Annotated in this window: 10 protein-coding genes; 9 read left to right on the top strand and 1 reads right to left on the bottom strand. The window is 64.6% G+C overall.

Going from position 1 to position 14790, the window contains the following annotated elements:
- The first annotated feature begins 174 nt into the window (after positions 1-174).
- The 7 genes from dnaG (at position 175) to ACED18_RS06000 (ending at position 11154) form a co-directional block, all read left to right on the top strand.
- On the top strand, positions 175-2205 hold the full coding sequence (gene dnaG / locus ACED18_RS06030; RefSeq protein WP_377289957.1) for a DNA primase: 2031 nt from the start codon (positions 175-177) through the stop codon (positions 2203-2205).
- Between the two features lie 52 nt (positions 2206-2257).
- A complete protein-coding gene (recQ, locus tag ACED18_RS06025) occupies positions 2258-4123 on the top strand; it encodes a DNA helicase RecQ (protein WP_377289955.1) in 1866 nt (621 codons plus the stop codon).
- Between the two features lie 147 nt (positions 4124-4270).
- Positions 4271-5458: a glycine C-acetyltransferase gene (locus tag ACED18_RS06020; RefSeq protein WP_377289953.1), complete on the top strand. Its 1188-nt coding sequence runs from the start codon at positions 4271-4273 to the stop codon at positions 5456-5458.
- Positions 5459-5490: 32 nt separating this feature from the next.
- Positions 5491-6531 carry an L-threonine 3-dehydrogenase gene (tdh, locus tag ACED18_RS06015; protein ID WP_377289951.1) on the top strand — a complete coding sequence of 347 codons (1041 nt, stop codon included), beginning with the start codon at positions 5491-5493 and terminating at the stop codon, positions 6529-6531.
- Positions 6532-6744: 213 nt separating this feature from the next.
- Entirely contained in the window at positions 6745-7938 is a 1194-nt protein-coding gene (locus ACED18_RS06010) for an MFS transporter (protein ID WP_377289949.1), read from the top strand.
- 456 nt (positions 7939-8394) lie between these two features.
- Entirely contained in the window at positions 8395-10449 is a 2055-nt protein-coding gene (rpoD, locus tag ACED18_RS06005) for an RNA polymerase sigma factor RpoD (RefSeq protein WP_377289947.1), read from the top strand.
- A 132-nt stretch (positions 10450-10581) separates the two neighbouring features.
- Entirely contained in the window at positions 10582-11154 is a 573-nt protein-coding gene (locus ACED18_RS06000; RefSeq protein WP_377289945.1) for a transglycosylase SLT domain-containing protein, read from the top strand.
- A gap of 14 nt (positions 11155-11168) precedes the next feature.
- Here the strand turns inward: ACED18_RS06000 and ACED18_RS05995 are convergent, their stop codons facing one another.
- Positions 11169-11876, bottom strand: a complete 708-nt coding sequence (locus tag ACED18_RS05995; RefSeq protein WP_377289943.1) for a GntR family transcriptional regulator — start codon at positions 11874-11876, stop codon at positions 11169-11171.
- Positions 11877-12127: 251 nt separating this feature from the next.
- On the opposite strand from ACED18_RS05995, the gene ACED18_RS05990 reads away from it, so the two are divergent.
- Both ACED18_RS05990 and ACED18_RS05985 read left to right on the top strand, forming a co-directional pair.
- Positions 12128-13213, top strand: a complete 1086-nt coding sequence (locus tag ACED18_RS05990) for an ABC transporter ATP-binding protein (RefSeq protein ID WP_377289941.1) — start codon at positions 12128-12130, stop codon at positions 13211-13213.
- 52 nt (positions 13214-13265) lie between these two features.
- Positions 13266-14564 (top strand): PotD/PotF family extracellular solute-binding protein, encoded by a 1299-nt coding sequence (locus ACED18_RS05985; RefSeq protein WP_377289939.1) that lies wholly within the window; start codon positions 13266-13268, stop codon positions 14562-14564.
- Positions 14565-14790 lie beyond the last annotated feature (226 nt).

Genomic DNA, 14790 nt, shown 5'->3' with positions numbered 1-14790 from the left:
GGCATCTTTCGGCGTGTGGTCAATTGCTTTGTGTATTCGCAGCCGGGGCTTGCGGCGAAAGGCGCAGGGAAAAGGTGCAGGGAAAACGCCGCGCAGGCTGTATGATGGCCGACAAGGCGGCGAAGGTGCCTCGTTGCGCTTTACCTCCCTTCTCCCGTGGACTACGAGAACGGCATGCGCTTTTCACCCAGCTTCCTCGACGAGATCCGCGACCGCGTGCCGATTTCGGCCGTGATCGGCCGGCGCGTGACCTGGGACCGCAAGAAGACCAACACCTCGCGCGGCGATTACTGGGCCTGCTGCCCCTTCCATGGCGAGAAATCCCCGAGCTTCCATTGCGAGGACCGCAAGGGGCGCTACCATTGCTTCGGTTGCGGCGTTTCGGGCGATCACTTCCGCTTCCTGATGGAGATCGAGGGGCTGCCCTTTCCCGAAGCCGTGCAGCAGATCGCCGATATGGCGGGTGTGGCGATGCCCGCGCCCGACAAGCAGGCGGAGGAGCGCGAGAAGCAGCGCACCACGCTGCTCGACGTGATGGAACTCGCGACCCGCTTCTTCGAGGATCAGCTGCAGGCCGCCGGCGGGGCGAAGGCGCGCGCCTATCTCAGGGATCGCGGCCTGACGGGGCGTACCATCGAGACCTTCCGCCTCGGCTATGCGCCCGAGAGCCGCAATGCGCTGAAGGAATTTCTGGCGGGCAAGGGTGTGCCGAAGGAGCAGATCGAGGCCTGCGGGCTCGTCGTGCACGGGCCAGACATCCCCGTCTCCTATGACCGCTTCCGCGACCGCATCATGTTCCCGATCCTGTCGTCGCGCGAAAAGGTGATCGCCTTTGGCGGCCGCGCCATGGCGGCGGATGCCATGGCGAAGTACCTGAATTCCAACGAAACGGAACTCTTCCACAAGGGGCAGGTGCTCTACAATTTCGCCCGCGCGCGGCGCGCCGTGCAGGAGGGTAGCCGCGGCGGCGGCGAGGGGACGGGCGCGACCGTGATTGCCGTCGAGGGCTATATGGACGTGATCGCGCTCCATCAGGCCGGAATCGAGAATGCGGTGGCGCCGCTCGGCACGGCGCTGACGGAAAACCAGATGGAGCTGCTCTGGAAGATGACGCCGCAGCCGGTGCTGTGCTTCGACGGCGACGGTGCCGGCATCCGCGCGGCCTTCCGGGCGGTCGATATCGCGCTGCCGCATATCCGGCCGGATCGCACGGTGCGGTTTGCGCTGTTGCCCGACGGCAAGGATCCGGACGACCTCGTCAGGCAGGAGGGCCGTGCGCCCTTCGACCGGGTGATGGCGGGCGCCCGCAGCCTCTCCGACATGGTCTGGACGCGCGAGGTCGGCAGCGGCACCTTCGAGACGCCGGAGGCACGTGCGGACCTGGAGGCACGGCTGAAGCAATCGACCAATGTGATCGCCGACGAGAATGTGCGCCGTTATTACCAGCAGCACATGCGCGACCGGCTGAACGCGCTGTTCCGTCCCCAGCAGGCGGCGCGGCAGGAGCGTGGCGGCTTTTCGGGCGGCGGCTACGCCGGCAGCGGCGGGGCCAAGCGCGCCGGCCGGTTCGGCGCGGGCGGGCGCGGCGGCGCGGCAGAGGGGCGCGGCATGGGGCAGGGCAGCGTCTCCGACCGGCTGACGCGCTCGGCGCTGGTGCGCGGGGCCGACGCCCTGCCGGCGCTCAGGGAATCCGTGCTTGCCATCACCGTCATCAACCATCCGCAGATCCTGTTCGAGGATTACGACGAGATCGCCGCGCTGGAATTCGACAATCGCGACCTTCAACGGCTCTGGTCGGCGGTGCTCGGTGCTGCCGCATCCATCGGCTCGCGGCTGAACCATGAGATGCTGACCGATGCGCTGGCTGCGAGCGGCCACGGCGCGCTGGTCGCCTCGCTCGATCAGCAGGTGCGCAATTCCCGCCTGTGGAGCGCGACGGAGGAGGCCGCGATCGAGGATGCGCGCGAGGCCTATCAGCAGGCGATCGGCCTGCACAAGCGGGCGCGCGACCTGTTCTGGCAGCGGCGCGAATTGCAGCGAGAGCTGGCGCAGGCGACCGAGGACGGCGACGACGAGACGGTCGGCCTCATTCTGCGCACGCTGCAGGAGGTGCAGAACGAGACCCAGCGGCTGGAAAACCAGGAGGCCATCATCGAGGGCTTCGGTGTTCTTTCCGGCCGTGTGAAGGGGCCGGCGGCGCGCTAGCGCCTGCCTCGCCTTCCTTAAGACAGATGATGACGAATCCGGACATGCCGTCATGAGACCCTTTGCCACCGACCCTTCCGCCGTTTCGACGGTTCCGTTTCCCGCGGCCGATCCGCGCCCGCTGGAGGTGCTGAAGCGCGTCTATGGTTACCCGGCCTTTCGCGGCAAGCAGGAGGCCGTCATCAATCATGTGACGGAGGGCGGCGATGCGCTGGTGCTCTTTCCGACCGGGGCGGGCAAGTCGCTCTGCTTCCAGATCCCGGCGCTCTGCCGGCCGGGTGTGGGCATTGTCGTTTCGCCGCTGATCGCGCTGATGCGCGACCAGGTGGAGGCCTTGAAGGCCCTCGGCATTCGGGCGGCGGCGCTGAATTCCGGGCTGACGCGGGAGGAAGCCTTCGCGGTACGCGACAGCCTGCGCGCCGGGGCGCTCGACATGCTCTACGTAACGCCGGAGCGGATCGTGACCGATGGCTTTGCCGAGCTGCTGCAGGGCGTGAAGATCGCGCTGTTCGCCATCGACGAGGCCCATTGCGTGTCCCAGTGGGGTCACGATTTCCGGCCGGAATATCGCGCGCTCGGGCAGCTTGGCGAACGCTGGCCGGGCGTGCCGCGCATTGCGCTCACCGCCACCGCCGATCCGCACACGCGCGACGACATTGCCGAGCGGCTGGGGCTGAACGGCGCGCGGGTGTTTTCCACGAGCTTCGACCGTCCCAACATTTCCTACGAGATCGTCGAGCGTGACCAGCCGCGCCAGCAGCTCCTGCGCTTCCTGTCGCGCTTCAAGGATGCGAGCGGCATCGTCTACTGCCTGTCCCGCGCCAAGGTGGAGGATACGGCCGAGTGGCTGGAGACGCAGGGCATCCGCGCGCTGCCCTACCATGCCGGTCTCGACCGCGCCGTACGCGACGCCCATCAGGATGCGTTCCTGAAGGAGGAGAACCTTTGCCTCGTCGCCACCGTCGCCTTCGGCATGGGCATCGACAAGCCGGACGTACGCTACGTCGCCCATCTCGACCTGCCGGGCTCGGTGGAGGCCTACTATCAGGAAACGGGCCGCGCGGGGCGTGACGGCCTGCCGTCCGAGGTCTGGATGGCCTATGGCATGGCCGATGTCGTGCAGCGCCGCCGGATGATCGACGAGGGGGGCGCGGCCGACGAGATCAAGCGCATCGAGCGCGGCAAGCTGACGGCGCTGCTCGCCATTTGCGAGACGGCGTCCTGCCGGCGGCAGGCGATCCTTGCGCATTTCGGCGAGAGCCATCCGGGCAATTGCGGCAATTGCGACACCTGCCTCAACCCGGTCGAGACCTGGGACGGGACGGATGCGGCTATCAAGGCGCTCGCCGCCATCTATCGCACCGGGGAGCGCTTCGGTGCCGGGCATCTGGTCGATGTCCTCCTTGGAAACCGCAACGAGAAGACCGAGCGCTTCGGCCATGCGGAGATGCCGGTCTTCGGGGCGGGGAGCGATCTTCCGGCCCGCACCTGGCAGTCGGTCTACCGCCAGCTTCTCGCCTCCGGCCTCGTCAGCGTCGATCACGCCGCCTTCGGCGCGCTGAAGCTGGAGCCGGAGGCGCGTGCCGTCTTCAAGCATGAACGCAAGGTGTTCTTCCGCAAGGACCGGCCGACCTCGGCGCGTGCCGCCAAATCCGCGAAGACGCCGGCGGCGCGCGAAAGGGCGGCGCTCGGCGGCGAGGAGGCCGTTCTGTTCGAGGCACTGCGCAAGCTGCGGGCCCAGATCGCCAGGGAGGCGAACGTACCGCCCTATGTGGTCTTCCCGGATACGACGCTGATCGGGCTCGCCAAGGCGCGGCCCCACAGCCTCGACGCCATGCTGGAGATCTCCGGCATCGGCCAGAGCAAGCTGGAGCGCTACGGCGCAGCCTTTCTGGAGGTGATCCGCGCGCAGGATTGACGGGCTGCGGCGTGATGTGTCGCGTTCCGGCGCTCCCGGGGCCAGGGCTGCGGCGGAGCCTGACGCTTGCAGGTGGGAATCCGATGCGGTTTCCGGTTATAGGTGGTGCACCGCCGCCTGCCGTCCCTTGCTTCAGGAGCCGCCACCATGACCAATGCTTTTCTCTCCCATCTTCGTTCCGAGCTCGATGGCCTGAAGGCCGGGGGGCTCTACAAGGCGGAGCGGGTGATCACCTCCAAGCAGGCGGGCGAGATCGCGGTGGCTTCCGGCGCGCGGGTGCTGAATTTCTGCGCCAACAACTATCTCGGGCTCGCCGACAACGAGGAACTGGCAGAGGCCGGCAAGGCGGCGCTCGATCGCTACGGCTATGGCATGGCCTCGGTGCGCTTCATCTGCGGCACGCAGGAGGAGCACAAGCAGCTCGAAGCCCGCATCTCCCGTTTTCTGGGCCTTGAGGATACGATCCTCTATTCCTCCTGCTTCGATGCCAATGGCGGTCTCTTCGAGACTCTGCTGTCGGAGGAAGATGCGATCATCTCCGATGCGCTGAACCACGCCTCGATCATCGACGGCGTGCGGCTCTCCAAGGCCAAGCGCTTCCGCTATGCCAACAACGACATGGCCGCTCTCGAGGAGGAGCTGAAGAAGGCGGAAGGTGCGCGCTTCAAGCTGATCGCCACCGATGGCGTGTTTTCCATGGACGGCATCATCGCCAATCTGCAGGGGGTCTGCGACCTCGCCGAAAAGTACGGCGCGATGGTGATGGTGGACGACAGCCACGCCGTCGGCTTCGTCGGCAGGCACGGGCGCGGCTCGGCCGAACATTGCGGCGTCGAGGGGCGCGTCGATATCATCACCGGGACGCTCGGCAAGGCGCTGGGCGGGGCCTCTGGCGGCTACACGTCCGGCAAGGCGGAGGTGGTGGAGTGGCTCAGGCAGCGTTCGCGGCCCTATCTCTTCTCCAACACGCTGGCGCCGGTGATCGCGGCCGCCTCGCTGAAGGTCTTCGACCTCATCGAAAATGGCGATCATCTGCGCCAGCGCCTCACGGCCAATGCCGACCTCTTCCGCCGTGAGATGACCAAGCTCGGCTTCACGCTGGCCGGCGAGGGGCATCCGATCATTCCGGTGATGCTCGGCGATGCGGCGCTGGCGCAGGCCATGGCGGCGCGCATGCTGGAGAAGGGCGTCTATGTCGTCGGCTTCTCCTTCCCCGTCGTGCCGCGCGGGCAGGCGCGCATCCGCACCCAGATGTCGGCCGCCCACACCGAGGCGGATGTTCACAAAGCGATTCAGGTCTTCGCCGAAGTGGGTCGCGAACTCGGCGTCATCTGAGAGTCATTTGAATCCCTTGGGAGGGTTTTGTCATGTCGAACATGATGCGGGCGCTCGTTAAAGCAAAGCCTGAAGTCGGCCTCTGGATGGAGCATGTGCCGGTGCCGGAGGTCGGGCCGAACGACGTGCTGATCCGGGTGAAGAAATCCGCGATCTGCGGCACGGACGTGCATATCTGGAACTGGGACAGCTGGGCGCAGAAGACCATTCCGGTGCCGATGGTGGTCGGCCATGAATTCGTCGGCGAGATCGCCGAGGTCGGCTCCTCCGTGACCAAGTACCGGGTCGGCGAGCGGGTCTCGGGCGAGGGGCACATCGTCTGCGGCAAGTGCCGCAACTGCCGGGCCGGGCGCGGGCATCTGTGCCACTACACGAAGGGCGTCGGCGTCAACCGCCCCGGCTCCTTCGGCGAGTTCGTCTGCATTCCCGAGCACAATGTCGTGCCGATCCCGGCCGACGTGCCGGACGAGGTGGCGGCGATTTTCGACCCTTTCGGCAATGCCGTCCACACAGCACTCTCCTTCGATCTCGTCGGCGAGGATGTGCTGGTGACGGGGGCAGGGCCGATCGGCATCATGGGCGCGATGGTGGCGAAACGCTCCGGCGCGCGCAAGGTGGTCATCACCGACATCAACCCCGTGCGCCTCGACCTCGCCCGCAAGGTCGGGATCGACTATGTCGTGGATGCCTCAAGGCAGGATCTCGCCGAGGTCATGACCGAGATCGGCATGACGGAAGGCTTCGATGTGGGGCTTGAAATGTCCGGCGCGCCGCCGGCCTTTCGCTCGATGATCGATACGATGAACAATGGCGGCAAGATCGCCATCCTCGGCATTGCGCCGGACGGCTTCGGCATCGACTGGAACAAGGTCATCTTCAAAATGCTGACGCTGAAGGGCATCTACGGGCGCGAGATGTTCGAGACCTGGTACAAGATGATCGCCTTCGTGCAGGGCGGACTGGACCTTTCTCCCGTCATCACCCACCGTATCGGCATCGATGATTTCCGCGACGGCTTCGAGGCGATGCGCTCCGGCAATTCCGGCAAGGTGGTGATGGACTGGGGCTGGTAAGGACAGTCTTTCCAATCCATCGCGATCCGTGAAGCGTTGGTCATAAAGTTTGAATGGTGCATCTGCCGGTTTCATCCTATGAGGTGCGTGCCCGTTGAACCGCTTGGTTCAATGCGACTCACACCCATCACCGCCTGCCACGTTCAACCCCGATACGGTTGGCCGTGGCGGGCGGTGGCGTCATGGGCCGGGAAACCGGCCGGGAGGACTTCAATGACGACTGCCATGCCGTCGACACCGACACGCACCGCAACGACCTTTTCCATCATCCTGGCCGCCAGCCTCTGCCACATGCTGAACGACATCATGCAGTCGCTGCTGACGTCGATCTATCCGCTGCTGAAGGCCAATTACCAGCTCGACTTCGTGCAGATCGGCCTCCTGACGGCGGCTTTCCAGATCACGGCCTCGCTGCTTCAGCCAGCCGTCGGGCTCGTCACGGATCGCTGGCACATTCCCTTCTCGCTGCCCTTCGGCATGGCCAGCACCTTCTGCGGCCTCATCATGCTGGCCTTTGCGCACAGCTTTCCGGTGCTGGTGTTCGGCGCCTGCCTGATCGGCTTCGGCTCGGCCGTCTTCCATCCGGAATCCTCGCGCATCGCGCGCGCGGCATCGGGCGGCCGCCACGGGCTGGCGCAGTCCTTCTTCCAGGTGGGCGGCAATGCCGGCACGGCGATCGGGCCGCTGCTCGCCGCCTTCATCGTGCTGCCCTTCGGCCAGGAAAGCCTCGCCTGGTTTGCGAGTGTCGCCGTCGTCGGCATGGTGATCCTGACCTATATGAGCCGCTGGTACGAGGGCCATCGCCGCCTTGCCGCCGGACGGCCGGCGCCGAGCCGGGACCTGCCGCTGCCGCGCGGCAAGGTGATGGCGACGCTGCTCGTGCTGGTGCTGCTGACGGTCACGAAGAACGTCTATCTCTCCAGCCTGTCGAGCTATTTCACCTTCTACACGATCGAGCGCTTCGGCCTGTCGGTGCAGTCGGCGCAGATGATGCTGTTCCTGTTCCTCGGGGCGTCCGCCGTCGGCGTGTTCTTCGGCGGACCGATCGGCGACCGCTATGGCCGACGCTTCGTCATCTGGTTCTCGATCCTCGGCGTCATTCCCTTCGCGCTGATGCTGCCCTATGCCAACCTCTTCTGGACGGGTGTGCTGACGGTTCTGATCGGCTTCATCTTCTCGTCTGCCTTCTCGGCGATCGTGGTCTTCGCGCAGGAACTGGTGCCGGGCCGCGTCGGGCTGATTGCCGGGGTGTTCTTCGGCTTCGCCTTTGGCGCCGGCGGGCTGGGCGCCGCGCTGCTCGGTGTCGTCGCCGATCACCAGGGCATCAACTTCGTGTTCCAGCTCTGCTCCTACATGCCGCTGCTCGGCATCCTCACCGTGCTCCTGCCGAAGCTGCCGTCGCGCTGAGTCGGCGATAGCGCCCCGTATTCTCGTTTCTGCCAGTCGCGGCAGGCGGTTGCGGGGCGTTGTGCGATTTTGGCGCAGACTTGTTTTCAGGTCGAGCCGACCCATATAAGGCCCATGAACCGCACGGAAAATCGGTCTGCGGGGCGCGAGGTGGAAAGCATAATTATGCTTTTCTGCCCGGAAACGCTTGACGGGGCCGATTTTTCTGGGAATCACCATCTCTGATGTGAAGGTGAAATGGATCGGCGGACTGTGCATCATGACAGACCTGTTCCCCGAGCGAGCCGGACGGCGTGCGTCTGCTCTCCGGCAGGACGTCTGGTGGTTAATCAGGATTTAAACATCATCCCGTTACGTCAGGGGCAATGATTCGGCGAAAGCGCTTCGCGCCTTCGCCCCGCACGCAGCGCGGCCGATCATTGGAATGCGGGCTGTCCAAGGAAAGCGACGATTTAGATGGCAACCAAAGTCAAAGAAAACGAAGAAGCCGAGAACGAACGCGATGGTGCGCCGGACGGTCCGCTTCTCGATCTTTCGGATGACGCCGTCAAGAAGATGATCAAGGCTGCCAAGAAGCGCGGCTATGTGACCATGGACGAGCTGAATTCGGTCCTGCCGTCGGAGGAAGTCACCTCCGAGCAGATCGAAGACACGATGGCAATGCTTTCCGACATGGGCATCAACGTGGTCGAGGACGAGGAAGCCGAAGAGGCTGCCGGCGGCGACGACGACGAGGCCGACAGCGACGGCGAGAGCGAAGGCGGCGAGATCGCGCCGTCGGCCGGCACGGCGCTGGCCGCGTCCAAGCGCAAGGAACCGACCGACCGTACCGATGATCCGGTGCGCATGTATCTGCGCGAAATGGGCTCGGTGGAGCTTCTGTCGCGCGAAGGCGAAATCGCCATTGCCAAGCGCATCGAGGCCGGCCGCGAGACGATGATCGCGGGCCTTTGCGAAAGCCCGCTGACCTTCCAGGCACTGATTATCTGGCGCGACGAACTCAACGAAGGCCAGACGCTGCTGCGCGAGATCATCGATCTCGAAACGACCTATTCCGGCCCCGAGGCCAAGGCTGCCCCGCAGTTCCAGAGCCCGGAGAAGATCGAGGCCGACCGGAAGGCCGCCGAGGAAAAGGAAAAGTCCCGCAAGGCGCGCATGCCGGCCAATGACGACGACATCACCAATGTCGGCGGCGACATGCCCATGCCGGAAGAAGAGGAAGAGGACGACGACGAGTCCAACCTCTCGCTCGCCGCCATGGAAGCGGAACTGCGTCCGCAGGTCATGGAAACGCTCGACGTCATCGCCGACACCTACAAGAAGCTGCGCAAACTGCAGGACCAGCAGGTGGAAGCCCGCCTTGCCGCGACCGGCACGCTGTCGCCTGCGCAGGAGCGCCGCTACAAGGAGCTCAAGGACGAGCTCATCAAGGCGGTGAAGTCGCTGTCGCTCAACCAGAACCGTATCGACAGCCTCGTCGAGCAGCTCTACGACATCAACAAGCGTCTCGTGCAGAACGAAGGCCGCCTGCTGCGCCTGGCCGAAAGCTACGGCGTGAAGCGTGATTCGTTCCTCGAGCATTACTCGGGCGCGGAACTCGATCCGAACTGGATGACGGCGATCGCCAACCTGCCGGGCAAGGGCTGGAAGGATTTCGCCAAGAGCGAAACCAAGATGGTCCGCGACATCCGCCAGGAAATCCAGAATCTCGCGACCGAAACCGGCATCTCGATCTCGGAATTCCGCCGCATCGTGCACATGGTGCAGAAGGGCGAGCGCGAAGCCCGCATCGCCAAGAAGGAGATGGTGGAAGCCAACCTCCGCCTCGTGATCTCCATCGCCAAGAAGTACACGAACCGCGGCCTGCAGTTCCTCGACCTCATCCAGGAAGGCAATATCGGCCTGATGAAGGCGGTCGACAAGTTCGAGTATCGCCGCGGCTACAAGTTCTCGACCTATGCCACCTGGTGGATCCGGCAGGCGATCACCCGCTCGATCGCCGACCAGGCCCGCACGATCCGCATCCCGGTCCACATGATCGAGACGATCAACAAGATCGTGCGCACGTCGCGCCAGATGCTGCACGAGATCGGTCGCGAGCCGACGCCGGAAGAACTGGCCGAAAAGCTCGCCATGCCGCTCGAAAAGGTGCGCAAGGTGCTGAAGATCGCCAAGGAGCCGATCTCGCTCGAAACCCCCGTGGGTGACGAGGAAGACAGCCACCTCGGCGACTTCATCGAGGACAAGAATGCGCTGCTGCCGATCGACGCCGCCATCCAGGCGAACCTGCGCGAGACGACGACCCGCGTTCTCGCTTCGCTGACGCCGCGCGAGGAACGCGTTCTGCGCATGCGCTTCGGCATCGGCATGAACACCGACCATACGCTCGAAGAAGTCGGCCAGCAGTTCTCGGTCACCCGCGAACGTATCCGCCAGATCGAAGCCAAGGCGCTGCGCAAGCTCAAGCATCCGAGCCGCTCGCGTAAACTGCGCTCCTTCCTGGACAGCTGAGGCGGCGTTTTCCACAGATCAGAAGGGCCCGGTCACACGCCGGGCCCTTTGTCGTTTGGGGATAGGGATCCGATCAAAACGTTTCGTTAAAGTTTACCCTTCATAAATCTCTTGGAAACGAGAGGTTCTGCGATGCGTTGCGTTTTTATCGTCGTCCTCCTGATGCTGGCGGGATGTGCCACGGCGCCGAGCCGGGTGCAGAATGCCTGCGCGATTTTTTCGGAAAAGGGCGGGCTGTTCGGGAGCTGGAAGCGGGCGGCGGTGAAAGCCGAGCGCGAATATGGCGTGCCGGTGCCGATCCTTATGGCCACCATCTACGCCGAATCCGGGTTCCGGCCCTATGCGCGGCCGCCGCGCACGAAGCTGCTCGGCTTCATCCCCTGGAAGCGTCCGTCAAGCGCCTACGGATTTGCCCAGGCGATTGACGGGACCTGGGAGAGCTATAAGCGCTCGACCGGCCGCTGGACGGCCAGCCGGACCAATTTCAGCGACTCGGTGCATTTCGTCGCCTGGTATCACCGTCTCAGCCACCAGAAGAACGGCATTGCGCTGAACGATCCCTATCGGCTCTATCTCGCCTATCACTCCGGGCAGGAAGGCTATGACCGCGGTGCCTATCGGGCGCGGCCGGAAGCGATGAGCGGCGCGCGGCGCACGGCCCAGCAGGCGCAGCGTTATGCCGCCCAGCTCAGGCAATGCATGTGACCGGGTGAGGGGCGTCAGCTCAGCGCGCCCAGCGCTTTCTTGAGGTCGGTGGGGTCGCGTTCGCGCAAGTCGAGATCCGCCTCTATGTGGTCGATATGGTGCACCATCAGGCGCGCTGCTTCCCCGGCGTCGCGCCGCTCCAGCGCATCGACGATCGACTGGTGTTCGTTGTGGCCGCAGCTCGAAACGACGGACTGGCCGTAGACGGCGATCGCCAGCGAGGAGCGGGCGACGAGTTCTCCCATGAAGCGCAGCAGGATGGCGTTTCCGGCAATCTCGGCGATGGCGAGGTGAAAATCGCCCGATGCCTTGATTTCGGCGCGCCGCGCGGTCGGTCCGCGCTCGGCGGTCAGGCGTCCTTCTTCCAGCAGAAGCTGGCGCAGATACTGGATCTGCGAGGGGCTGATGAGGCGCGCCGCTTCCATGACGATGCCCGGTTCGATCAGCTTGCGCGTTGCGAAGATCTGGCGTGATTCATCCGGCGAGGGGCTTGCGACGAAGGCGCCGCGGTTCTTCTCCACCGTCACCAGCCCTTCGTAGGACAGCGCCTGCAGAGCGGCACGCACCAGCGTGCGGCTGACCTTGAACAGCGCGCCGATATCGCCTTCCGTCAGCTTCGTACCGGGCGACAGCCGACGGTCCACGATCGCGTCGCGCAGCGCATCGCGGATCGACTGGGCGTCGAAATCCTGGTCGGTCGTGTCGGGCAGGGTGGATTGCATCGGACATCCGGGGGTTGGTGCGCCATCCTATCGGGCTTCGCCGCCCAAGGGAATGATTTTCGTCGTCCAATCCGCCGCCATATTGTATACGATTTTCGATTATCTTGTAGACGATCGCTTATTAATTGGGCGCTCCTCTGTTTGGGAAAGAGGCACCGTTCGCCTCTGTCCGGCGTCTGTGCCGGAAAATACTGCGACTTCGAAACTGGCACGCTTGATGCATTGCTCTGTCCGACAACGGAGAGCCACGCATGTCCAAAGCTGCAGAGATCGATATCGCGTCCGTATCCAAGGTCTACGGCCAGACCACGGCGGTGCATGCGATCAGCCTGAAGATCCCGGCCGGAACCTATTGCTGCTTTCTCGGCCCCTCCGGCTGCGGCAAGACCTCGACGCTCCGGATGATCGCGGGCCACGAAAGCATTTCGTCCGGCGATATCCGGCTCGGCAATACGGTCGTGACCGATCTGCCGCCGGCCAGGCGCGGCACTGCGATGATGTTCCAGTCCTATGCTCTGTTTCCGCATCTCGACCTCATCGACAACGTCGCCTTCAGCCTGAAGATGAAGGGGGTGGAGCGCGAGGCGCGCCGTGCCAAGGCGCTCGAAATGCTGAAGCTGATGCAGATGGAGCCCTATGCCAACCGGCGTCCGGCGCAGCTGTCCGGCGGGCAGCAGCAGCGCGTGGCGCTGGCCCGTGCGCTGATCACCGATCCGGAGGCCTTGCTGCTGGATGAGCCGCTGTCGGCGCTCGATCCCTTCCTGAAGGTGAAGATGCGCGCCGAGCTGAAGAAGCTGCAGAAGACGCTCGGCATCAGCTTCGTCCACGTGACTCACAGCCAGGAGGAGGCGCAGGCGCTCGCCGATCTCATCGTCATCATGAATGACGGTCGCATCGAGCAGGCCGGCACGCCACGCGAGGTGTTCGAGCGTCCGGCGACCGCCTTCGTTGCCCGCTTCATGGGCGATCACAACGTCATTTCCGGCCGCATCGCCGCCTTCGCGGACGGCGTGGCGACGGTGGAGGTGCCGGATGGCGGAGCGTTCCGGGTGGCGGCTGCGACGGCCGAGGTCGGCGCTCCCGCCGATATCGGGCTGCGCATCGACCGCATCCGCTTTGCCGAGGCGACTGCGGCCGGGACCGGTTTTACCGGCATCGTCTCTAACGTCGAATATCGCGGCTCCAGCGTGAAGATCACCGTCATCGGCGCTGGCGCGGACGACTTCACCGTCGTTGTCGGCGACCAGGCCTTTTTCGACCGGCCGATCGCGCCGGGCGATGCCGTATCGCTCAGCTGGGCCTTCGATGAGGCGCTGCTTCTGGGCCGCGTGCACTGACAGGCATCCATTTCAAGACATCCATCATCATCACCATAACAAGGGGAACGACATGACGATGAAGACCAAGACCACCAAGGCGGCAACGGGCATCACGCGCCGCACGCTTCTGAAGACGGGTGCGGCGGCGGCCGGCGCGGTTGCCGGTTCGGGCCTCATCACGGGCTTCCCGACGATCTGGGCGCAGAACCCGATCACGCTGCGCCAGTTCGGCACGGGCGTTTCGAACATCAATGCCATCGCCGAAAAGTGCAAAGCCGACCTCGGCATCACGCTGGAGATGACGGCGACCGATTCCGACGCCGCCGCCCAGCGCGCCGTGACACAGCCCGACAGCTACGACATCGCCGACATCGAATACTGGATCCTGAAAAAGGTGTTCCCGTCGGGCGTGCTGCAACCGATGGACACGTCGAAGCTCAAATATTTCGACAAGGTCGTGCCGCTGTTCATCAACGGCAAGCTGAAGCCGGATTCGGTGATTGCGCAGGGCACGGCGCCGCACACGGTCGGCTTCGTGGAGGCGCAGGACTCGAAGACCTTCGCCAAGGAACCCACCCAGTGGTTCACCATGATGCCGACGATCTACAATGCCGACACGCTCGGCATCCGTCCCGACCTCGTCGGCCGCGAGATCACCACCTGGGCAGACATCATGGACCCGGCCTTCAAGGGCAAGACGTCCATCCTGAACATTCCCTCGATCGGCATCATGGATGCCGCAATGATCATGGAAGCCACCGGCGAGATCAAATATGCCGACAAGGGCAACATGACGAAGGAAGAGATCGACAAGACGATCGAATTCCTCATCAAGGCCAAGCAGGCCGGCCAGTTCCGCGCCTTCTGGAAGTCCTTCGACGAGTCCGTCAACCTGATGGCATCTGGCGAAGTCGTCATCCAGTCCATGTGGTCGCCGGCCGTTGCCGCCGTGCGCTCCAAGGGGATTGCCTGCAAGTACCAACCGCTGAAGGAAGGCTACCGCTCCTGGGGCGGCGGTCTCGGCCTCGCCTCGCACCTGTCGGGCGCGCAGCTCGACGCGGCCTATGAATATATCAACTGGTACACCTCCGGCTGGGTCGGCGGCTATCTCAACCGTCAGGGCTACTATTCCGCCTGCATGGAGACCGCCAAGAACTTCATGACCGCCGACGAGTGGGGCTACTGGATCGAGGGCAAGCCGGCAGCCGGCGACATCATGTCTCCGGAAGGCAAGGTGATGGAAAAGGCCGGTGCCGTGCGCGACGGCGGCTCCTTCGAGGACCGCATGGGCAAGGTCGCCTGCTGGAACTCCGTCATGGACGAAGACCGCTACATGGTCCGCCGCTGGAACGAGTTTATCGCGGCCTGATGCGGGTGAGGGGGCGGTTGCCAAGCGTGGCGATACCCCCTCTGCCCTGCCGGGCATCTCCCCCTCAAGGGGGGAGATCCGATGGAGCAACCGCCTGCCCGAAAGCAGGCGTCTGCCTTGAAGCGATGCGCAAGCCGCCCGCCGATCTCCCCCGTTGCGGGAGAGATGTCCGGCAGGACAGAGGGGGGTGTTCCAACCTCCACCCCCTCCGTCCCGCCACCCTGCA

Source organism: Rhizobium sp. SG2393, from assembly GCF_042610495.1.
Taxonomy (GTDB): Bacteria; Pseudomonadota; Alphaproteobacteria; order Rhizobiales; family Rhizobiaceae; genus RU20A.
Note: the sequence above shows the minus strand (reverse complement) of the source record. Positions and strands in the feature narration are given on the sequence as shown.

What these genes read in the sequence shown, in the direction of transcription:
- dnaG (WP_377289957.1), top strand. Translation starts at nt 175, where the DNA reads ATGCGCTTTTCACCCAGCTTCCTCGACGAGATCCGCGACCGCGTGCCG.
- recQ (WP_377289955.1), top strand. Translation starts at nt 2,258, where the DNA reads ATGAGACCCTTTGCCACCGACCCTTCCGCCGTTTCGACGGTTCCGTTT.
- ACED18_RS06020 (WP_377289953.1), top strand. Translation starts at nt 4,271, where the DNA reads ATGACCAATGCTTTTCTCTCCCATCTTCGTTCCGAGCTCGATGGCCTG.
- tdh (WP_377289951.1), top strand. Translation starts at nt 5,491, where the DNA reads ATGTCGAACATGATGCGGGCGCTCGTTAAAGCAAAGCCTGAAGTCGGC.
- ACED18_RS06010 (WP_377289949.1), top strand. Translation starts at nt 6,745, where the DNA reads ATGACGACTGCCATGCCGTCGACACCGACACGCACCGCAACGACCTTT.
- rpoD (WP_377289947.1), top strand. Translation starts at nt 8,395, where the DNA reads ATGGCAACCAAAGTCAAAGAAAACGAAGAAGCCGAGAACGAACGCGAT.
- ACED18_RS06000 (WP_377289945.1), top strand. Translation starts at nt 10,582, where the DNA reads ATGCGTTGCGTTTTTATCGTCGTCCTCCTGATGCTGGCGGGATGTGCC.
- ACED18_RS05995 (WP_377289943.1), bottom strand. Translation starts at nt 11,876, where the DNA reads ATGCAATCCACCCTGCCCGACACGACCGACCAGGATTTCGACGCCCAG.
- ACED18_RS05990 (WP_377289941.1), top strand. Translation starts at nt 12,128, where the DNA reads ATGTCCAAAGCTGCAGAGATCGATATCGCGTCCGTATCCAAGGTCTAC.
- ACED18_RS05985 (WP_377289939.1), top strand. Translation starts at nt 13,266, where the DNA reads ATGACGATGAAGACCAAGACCACCAAGGCGGCAACGGGCATCACGCGC.